At 64.7% G+C, this 8757-nt stretch carries 7 protein-coding genes; 6 read left to right on the forward strand and 1 reads right to left on the reverse strand.

Translation table 11 applies throughout. The features are described from left to right. The 6 genes from chrA to I5W_RS09120 all read left to right on the forward strand — a co-directional run. Nucleotides 1-1018 (forward strand): chromate efflux transporter (gene chrA / locus I5W_RS09095; RefSeq protein WP_044528979.1); only part of this gene is annotated, 1018 nt, incomplete at its 5' end. A gap of 152 nt (nt 1019-1170) precedes the next feature. Next, nucleotides 1171-3342 (forward strand): ATP-binding protein, encoded by a 2172-nt coding sequence (locus tag I5W_RS09100; RefSeq protein ID WP_044528980.1) that lies wholly within the window; start codon nt 1171-1173, stop codon nt 3340-3342. Continuing rightward, nucleotides 3323-4360: an HD domain-containing phosphohydrolase gene (locus tag I5W_RS09105; protein ID WP_044528981.1), complete on the forward strand. Its 1038-nt coding sequence runs from the start codon at nt 3323-3325 to the stop codon at nt 4358-4360. The genes I5W_RS09100 and I5W_RS09105 overlap by 20 nt, the downstream gene beginning before the upstream one ends. Then, on the forward strand, nt 4357-5325 hold the full coding sequence (locus I5W_RS09110) for an HDOD domain-containing protein (protein ID WP_017453112.1): 969 nt from the start codon (nt 4357-4359) through the stop codon (nt 5323-5325). Before I5W_RS09105 ends, I5W_RS09110 begins: the two co-directional genes overlap by 4 nt. A gap of 39 nt (nt 5326-5364) precedes the next feature. Continuing rightward, the gene (locus tag I5W_RS09115; RefSeq protein WP_044528982.1) at nt 5365-5976 is read left to right on the forward strand and encodes a response regulator; all 612 of its coding nucleotides are present in this window, start codon (nt 5365-5367) and stop codon (nt 5974-5976) included. Between the two features lie 3 nt (nt 5977-5979). Further along, complete coding sequence (locus I5W_RS09120) at nt 5980-7788, forward strand: ATP-binding response regulator (RefSeq protein ID WP_044528983.1); 1809 nt, start codon at nt 5980-5982, stop codon at nt 7786-7788. A 39-nt stretch (nt 7789-7827) separates the two neighbouring features. On the opposite strand, the gene tgt is transcribed toward I5W_RS09120, so the two are convergent. Next, nucleotides 7828-8757: tRNA guanosine(34) transglycosylase Tgt (tgt, locus tag I5W_RS09125; protein WP_044528984.1), on the reverse strand; the 930-nt coding region annotated here is incomplete at its 5' end.

Below are 8757 nucleotides of genomic sequence, written 5' to 3' on the forward strand. Positions count from 1 at the left end.
GTCCCTGCCGGGCCCCTCCAGCAGCCAGGTGGGGCTGGCCATCGGCTTGATCCGCGGCGGCTATCGCGGTGCGCTGGCGGCCTGGCTGGGCTTTACCCTGCCCTCGGCAGTGCTGCTGATGGTGGTGGCGCTGTCGGTGCTGGCCGATGCGCGCTGGCTCTCCGGCGAGGTGGTGCATGGACTGAAGATCGTGGCCGTGGCCATCGTGGCGCAGGCGGTGTGGGGCATGGCGCAAACCCTCTGCCGCGGGCCGCAGCGCCTGCTCATCATGGTGCTGGCGGCGCTGGCAGCAGGGCTGCTGCATGGCAGCCTGGTGCAGTTGGGGGTGATCGTGCTGGCCGGGCTGGCCGGACGCCTGCTGCTGCACGGACCACAGATGACGCTGCAAGAACAGCTGCCGCTGGTGGTCAGCCGCCGCGCGGGGCGGGCCTGCCTGTTGCTGTTCTTCGTCCTGCTGGCCGGCATTCCCTTGCTGGCCTCGCTCTACCCGGCGCCCTGGCTGCAGCAGATCAATATCTTTTACCGGGTCGGCTCGCTGGTCTTTGGTGGCGGCCACGTGGTGCTGCCGCTGCTGCAGGCCGAACTGGTGCCCACCGGCTGGGTCGACAAGGATGTCTTCCTGGCCGGCTACGGCGCCGCCCAGGCGGTGCCGGGGCCGCTCTTTACGCTGGCCGCCTATCTGGGCGTGGTGATGTCATCCTGGCCTAATGGGGTGGCCGGGGGCGTGCTGTGCCTGCTGGCGATCTTCGCCCCGTCCTTCCTGCTGGTGACGGGCTTGCTGCCGTTCTGGGATGAGGTACGCCGCCAGCGCGCCATGCAGGCGGCGCTGGCCGGGGTCAATGCGGCGGTGGTGGGCTTGTTGCTGGCTGCGCTCTACCGGCCGGTGTGGACCAGCGCCATTTTCAACGAGCGTGACCTGCTCATCGCCCTGGCCGCCTTCGCCGCCCTGGTCCGGCTCAAGCTGCCGTCGTGGGCGGTGGTGCTGCTGGCGGTGTTGGCAGCGGTGTTGCTCAAATAAATCAAGTTCGTCCGGCTGCCGCATTTTGACCACATCAAGTTAGTCAAAAAAGGAGAAAATAAAACAATTTTCACAATTTAATTATCAATTCCTTATAATTGATAGCCCTACTCACCACAAATCGGAATCGCTCACCATGGAGACACGTCGTGATGCCAGGCTGGCTCAATCAACGCCCCCGCTGCGCCAGTGCCGTACCGGGCCATGGCCGCCTGTTGCTGGCCCTGGCCGAGGCCGGCTTCGCGGTGCTGATCCTGGTGGCGCTGTGGCATACCAACCTGCCCTCCTGGCTGGCACTGGGCCTGCTGGCCTTGTGGGCGGTGCGCGCACTGGTGCTGCTGCGTCTGCTGCGCGACAACCAGCGCTCCGCCCGTCACCTGGTGCTGGCCAAGGAAGCGGCCGACCAAGCCATGTTGACGCGCGGCGCCTTCCTCTCGACCATGAGCCACGAGATCCGCACCCCCATGAATGCGGTGCTGGGCATGGCCGGACTGTTGCGCAGCACGCGCCTGGATACCCAGCAAGCGGAGTTCGCCAAGGCCATCGAGGATTCGGCCCACGCCCTGCTGGGCATCGTCAATGATGTGCTGGATTTTTCCAAGATCGATGTGGGCAAGATGGATATCGCGGTGCTCGAGTTCGATCTGCTGGAGGTGGTCGAAGCCAGCACCGAAGCGCTCTCCTTCAAGGCCCACGAAAAACAGGTGCGGCTCTTGGCGCATGTCGATACCCGCTTGCCCGAGCGCTTGCTGGGCGACCCTGGCCGCATCCGCCAGATCCTGCTGAACCTGCTGGGCAACGCACTCAAATTCACCCACGTGGGCGAGGTGCTGCTGCGGGTGCAGGCGCTGCACGTGGCGGGCGACCATTGCCGGGTGCGCTTCGAGGTGCGCGACAGTGGCATCGGCATGGATGAAGACACCCTGCGCCGCCTGTTCTCGCCCTTTACCCAGGCCGACAATTCGGTCACCCGCCAATACGGCGGCACCGGGCTGGGACTGTCGATCTGCAAGCGTCTGGTGGAACTGATGGGGGGCAATATCGGGGTGGACAGCAGCCCCGGCGCCGGTTCCTGCTTCTGGTTCGAGCTGGGCATCCCGGTAGCGCAGCCCCCGCGCTTTGCCAGCCCCATCGATGCAGCCAAAAAACGACAGGTGGCCCTGCTCGAAACCCATGACGCCAGCGCCGCCATGCTGCACGAATACCTGCGCAGCGCCGGCCTGGAAAGCCTGCGCTACGGCAGTGCCACCGACGCCCTGGCGGCCCTGACGGGACCTGCGGCCAGCGCCAACGGCATCGATACCATCATCGTCAGCAGCGAGCTGCGCGATCTGCCGGCCAGCGCCGTGCTGGCCCGCTTGCAGGCCGAACGACCGGACCTGACGTGCATCCTGCTTGACCACGGCGTACACGGGCTTAATATAGACGGAAAATCAACTTCCACCTCGCTACAGTTGCCATTGCGCAAGCAACAGTTGCTGCGCGCGGTGATGAAACTGTCGAGCGGCCGGGACCAGGTCGAAAGCCTGGCCGCCCAGGCCAGACCGTTCAGGCAGGCGGGGCAGCAGGAACTGCTGCTGGTGGAAGACAATGTGATGAACCAGAAGGTGGCGGTGTACCAGCTCAATGCCATGGGCTATGCGGTCGATATCGCCTCCAACGGTGCGGAGGCGCTGGAGAAGCTGGGGCAGCGCAAGTACGCGCTGATCCTGATGGATTGCCAGATGCCCATCCTCGATGGCTACGAAACCACGCGTCGCATCCGACGCCTGCAGGGCGAGCTGGCCCATACCCCCATCGTCGCGATGACCGCCAATGCCATGGCCGGGGATCGCGAACAATGCCTGGAGGCGGGGATGGACGATTATCTGACCAAGCCCCTGCTGCGCTCGCAACTGGCGGCGATGCTGGCGCATTATCTGCCGGTAGAGCAGGAAGCGGACAGCGAGCAGAGCGCCGCGCCGATGCTGGACCAAGCGCGTCTGCAGGAACTGTTTGGCCAAGACAGCGCGCTGACCAACGAGATGCTGGCCATGTTCATCGAACATACCACGCCGGTGATGCAAGAACTGGCGCGGCACTGCCAGGACAGCGACCCGCTCTTGGGCCAGATCCAGGCGCTGGGCCACCGCCTGGCCGGCAGTTGCCTGAACCTGGGCATCCAGGCCCTGGGCCAGTTGGGACGACAGATGGAAATGGCGGCGCGCCAGGGTGACCCGGAGCAGGTGCGCAGGCTGGCCGCAGAATGCGCCAGTGCCTTCGCCACGCTGGGTGAACACATACAACAGAGGGGCCGGGGAAGCCATGAAGATTCTCATCGTTGACGACGACAAGACCAATCTGTCGCTCTTCACGCACATGCTGGGGCAGTTGCCCGATACCGACATCAGCACCTGCCCGGACGCCGTGGAGGCGCTGCACTGGTGCGGCGCGCACGCGCCCGACCTGATCCTGCTGGACTACATGATGCCGGGCATGGACGGCCTGGATTTCCTGTCGCGCTTTCGCGCCCTGCCGGGCCAGGAGATGACGCCGGTCATCATGATCACCGCCGACATGGGCTTGCAGGTGCGCCACAAGGCCTTGCAGATGACGGCCAATGATTTCCTCTCCAAGCCGGTCAACCGGGTGGAGTTGCTGGCGCGGGTCAAGAACATGCTGGCCATGCGCAAGTCGCAACTGGCCATGAGCCAGAAGATCGAGCATCTGGCCGAGCAGGTGCAAGAGAAATCGCACCAGAGCAATACGCTGGCGCTGAACTCGGTGGACCTGCTCACGCGTGCGGCCGGCTATCGTGACCCGGAAACCGGCGAACACCTGGTGCGCATGGCCAACTACACGCGCATCATCGCCGCCCACCTGGGTTTGCCCAAGGCAGAGCAGGATCTCTTGCTGGCCGCCGCGCCCATGCACGACATCGGCAAGATGGGCATCCCCGACCATATCCTGCTCAAACCCGGTCGACTGGATGAAGAAGAACTGAAGATCATGCGCCAGCACGCCCAGATCGGCGCCGACATCCTGCGTGACAGCCCCTCGCCGCTGTTGCAGACGGCCTCGCAGATTGCCCAATCCCACCATGAGAAATGGGATGGTTCGGGCTATCCCAATGGACTCAAGGGTGAAGATATCCCGCTCTATGGCCGCATCGTGGCGGTGGCCGACGTATTCGATGCGCTGACTTCCTCGCGCCCCTACAAAAAAGGCTGGAGTCTGGAAGACGCGCAGCGTTATCTGCGAGACAATGCCGGCAGCCACTTCGATCCGCGTTGCGTCGAGGCCCTCTTCGCCGGCTGGGAGGAAGTGGTCAATATCTACAACCGCAACCAGGACAGCAAATGATGCTCACCTTCATTGAGCCCACCCTGTTCGAGAAGCTCAGGAGCGCACAGGCGCTACCTTCGCCAGGGGGAGTACGACTGACCATCATGCGCATGTGCGCGCAGGATGACCCCGACATGGCAGAACTGATCCATCTGGTGCAGGCCGACCCGGCCCTGTCCGGGCGCATCATCCGCATCGTCAACGTGCTCAATGCCGAGCGCGTGCGCCCGATCGCCTCGGTGAGCATGGACAGCATGTTGCTGGTGGGTCTGCAAGCCGTGCGTCAACTGGCATTGGCGCTGTCACTGGCCGAGACCACGGCGCCGGCCTCCTGCACCAACTTCAAGCTGCCAGCCTTCTGGGCCCACAGCTTCGCCATGGCCTGCGGTGCCCAAGCCATCAGCGGCCACACCCGGGTGGCGCCCTTGGGCGAGATGTTCACCACCGGCCTGCTGGCCAACATCGGCAAGCTGACCCTGGCCTCGGCCCACCCCAGCGCGTATTCCTCGCTGCTGACCCGGCCGCTGGATGCCTCTACCCAATTGACCATGGAGCAATCGCTGTTCGGCTTCAACCATCTCAATATTGCCGCGGCCCTGATGCAGGACTGGAAGATCCCGGAGCTGTTCTGCGACGCCGTACTGCATTACGAAGCCCCCGTTCCGTCCGAGGAATTGCCGGCACCGCGTTCGGTGGAAATCACCTGGACCCTGTACCTGGCCACCGCCATGGCCGAACTGGGTTGTGCCGCCCCGCCAGTGGCCGAGGCCGCGCTGCACAAGGTGGCGCGGGCACTGCCGCAACTGCAACTGGCCCCGCACGATTTTCCCGAGTTGTACCAGCAGGCGGGCGAAGACTGGCAAGACTGGACCCAGACCATGCACATCACCGGCAAGGCGCTGTGGCAAGGCCTGCCGGCCCAGGTCCACGAGAAACTGCTGCGCCTGCAAGAAGCCGACGCCAGCGGCGATGCTGCAGCTTGACTAGCGACTGTTGAGCCCGTTTCCGAAGGCTTGCTACCGATGCCGATTCCACGTCTCTTGATCATCGACGATCACGCGCTGTTTCGTTGCGGTCTGCGCCTGGTGCTGCAGGCCGCGTTACCGCAGACCACCATCAGCGAGGCAGGCTCGCTGGAAGATGCCATGCGCGCAGAGGATGCGCAGGCGCCCGATATGGTGCTGCTGGACATCCAGCTAGGCGGGCTCAATGGCATTGACGGCATGGCGGTGCTGGCACGCAAGTGGCCCGAGGTACCGATCATCATCCTGTCGGCCGACGATACCGATGGCACCGTGCGCGCAGCCACCCAGCGCGGCGCGGCCGCCTTCGTCTCCAAGGCGGCCACCGCCGAACACATCCTGCAGGTGTTGCTGGAGGTGGCCGGGGGCCGGCATACGCTGCCCACGCCATCCGGCCAGGTCGAAGCCAGCGCCAAGCCGCAATTCACCCCGCGCCAGTACGAAGTGCTGGGGCTACTCAGCCAAGGCTTGACCAACAAGGCCATCGGTCGGCGGCTCAATCTTTCCGAGAACACCATTCGCGGTCACGTGCAAGCCATCCTGGCCGCGCTGGAGGTGGACAATCGCGCCGAAGCGGCCTTCGCCGCGCGGCGCCGCGGCCTGGTCAGCTAGCTCATGCGCAGCGACGACCTGCTGCAGGGGTCTGCGGCCCAGGGCCTGGATGACACCCGCCACCGCATCCGGGTCGAGCAGGTGCGCCTGCTGTGCGGCAACCTGGGCAGTTCGGTCTGGCCAGGCATCCTGGTGGCACTGCTGGTGGTCTATGCGCTACACCAGAGTGCCGGGCTGTGGCCGCTGTTGGCTTGGGCGGCCGGGGTGATCGCCTCCAAGCTGTTCGACTATGCCGACGCCCGGCGCCTGCTGGCCACCGAGATCACTCCCGCCAACCTCACGGCCATCACGCGCCGCCTGGTGCTGCTGCATGGCATCGACGGCGCTGCCTGGGGCCTGGTGGCGCCGCTGGCGCTGGATACGGCCAGCCCGGGCGGCAGCATCCTGCTCATCGGCGTGCTGGCCGGGGTGGCGGGCAATTCGATGTCCATCCTCTCGCCGGTGCTGCCGGCCTTCGTCTCGTTCTGCCTGGTGGAGCTGGGGATGCTGGCATCGAGTACCTGGCATACCCAGGAAGCCTCGCTGCAGGTGCTGGCCATTGCCGCCGTACTGTACGTGGTTTCGCTGCTGGTACAGGCCCGCAATAGTGCGCGTGCGGCCAAGGCAGCCATCATGCTGCGCTTCGAGAACAATGCCCTGATCGAGCGCCTGCAGCGCGAATCCGAAAAGACCCAGCAAGCCTTGCAGCAGGCCGAACAGGCCAATGTCGCCAAGTCGCGCTTCCTGGCCGGGGCCAGCCACGACCTGCGGCAACCCATCCACGCCCAGGGCCTGTTCCTGGAGGTGCTGGCCAATACCCCGTTGGATACCATGCAGCGCGAGGTGGTAAGCCGTCTGCGCAGCGCTGCCGACAATTGCGCCGAGATGCTGCATACCCTGCTGGATTATTCACGTATCGAAGCGGGCGTGGTGAAGCCACAGGTAGCCCCCTTTCGCCCGCAGGCGCTGATCCATCGCATCAGCCGCGAGATGGCCACGCAAGCCGAGGCCAAGGGACTGGTGTTCCGTACCCGCGAGAGCGAGGTATTGGCCAGCGCCGATGCGGCACTGACCGAGCCGATCCTGCGCAATCTGGTTTCCAATGCGATCCGCTATACCGAGCGCGGCGGGGTACTGGTGGCGTGCCGGCGACGCGGCGCCGAAGTGTGGCTGGAGGTGTGGGATACCGGCATCGGGATTGCGCCGCCGCAGCAGCAGGAAATCTTCCAGGAATTCCACCAGTTGGGCAATCCCGAGCGCGACCACAACAAGGGTCTGGGACTGGGCCTGTCCATCGCCCAGGGGCTGGCCAAGATGCAGGGGTTGAGCCTGACGGTGCAATCCCGCCCGGGACGCGGCAGTGTCTTCCGGCTCAAGCTGCCGGTGGCGGCAGCAAGCGCCCCGCCGCAACAGACCAAGCCGGCAGAGGCCGCAACTGCGGTGCGCGACCTGCAAGGCTTGCGCATCCTCCTGATCGACGACGACCAGCGCGTGCGCGATAGCATGGTGCAATTGCTCATGCAGTGGGGCTGCCGCTGCAGCGGGGTGGAAGGTCTGGAACAGGCCGAGGCGCTGGCACGCCGGCAAGACTTCGACCTGGTCATCAGCGACTATCGCCTGCGCGAACATCGCAATGGCACCGAAGCCATTGCCGCCGTGCGCCAGGTCTGCGGGCAGAGCATCGCTGCCCTGCTCATCACCGGCGACACCGCGCCCGCACGATTGCGGGAAGCCAGCGCCAGCGGCATCCCCGTGTTGCACAAGCCGGTGGCGCCCGCGCAATTGTGGGAAGCCCTGGTGCGGCTGTCGGCCACGTCACAGGGAAAGCGCTAGACGGAGCAAGCCGCCCCGCCCGGCAATGTATCAGGTGCTTCAGTCCACGCCGCGCGCGCGGTCTTCCTTGAATTTCCTGACGAACTCCTGGAAGGTGCCGGCATCGATGGCGTCACGCATTTCCTGCATCAGTTGCAGGTAATAGTGAAGATTGTGGACCGTGTTCATGCGCGCCCCCAGGATCTCGCCAGCGCGATGCAGGTGATGCAGGTAGGCGCGCGAGAAGTTCTTGCAGGCGTAGCAGTCGCAGCTCTCGTCGAAGGGACGGTCATCGTTCTTGTACTTGGCGTTCTTGATCTTGACGTCGCCGTAGCGGGTGAAGATCCAGCCATTGCGCGCATTGCGGGTGGGCATGACGCAGTCGAACATATCCACGCCATTGGCCACGCCTTCGACCAGGTCTTCCGGTGTGCCCACGCCCATCAGGTAGTGCGGCTTGTTGGCCGGCAGACGCGGGCCGACGTGTTCCAGCACGCGCATCATGTCTTCCTTGGGCTCGCCCACCGACAGGCCGCCGATGGCGAAACCGTCGAAGCCCAGTTGTTCCAGCCCGGCCAGCGATTCATCGCGCAGGCCTTCGAACATGCCGCCCTGGACAATGCCGAAGAGCGCGTTGGGGTTCTCGCCACGGTCGAATTCATCCTTGGAACGCTTGGCCCAGCGCAACGACATGCGCATGGATTTGCCGGCCTCTTCACGGGTGGCGGGACGGCCATCGATCTCGTAGGGGGTGCATTCGTCAAATTGCATGACGATGTCGGAATTGAGCACGCGCTGAATCTGCATGGAGATTTCCGGCGAGAGGAACAGGCGGTCACCATTGATAGGTGAAGCAAAATGCACACCCTCTTCGGTGATCTTGCGCATCTCCCCCAGCGAAAACACCTGGAAGCCGCCGGAGTCGGTCAGGATGGGCTTGTCCCAGCCGATGAACTTGTGCAGGCCACCGAACTTGCTGACCACTTCCAG

This window comes from Herbaspirillum sp. B65, assembly GCF_000333555.1.
GTDB lineage: Bacteria > Pseudomonadota > Gammaproteobacteria > Burkholderiales > Burkholderiaceae_D > Herbaspirillum > Herbaspirillum rubrisubalbicans.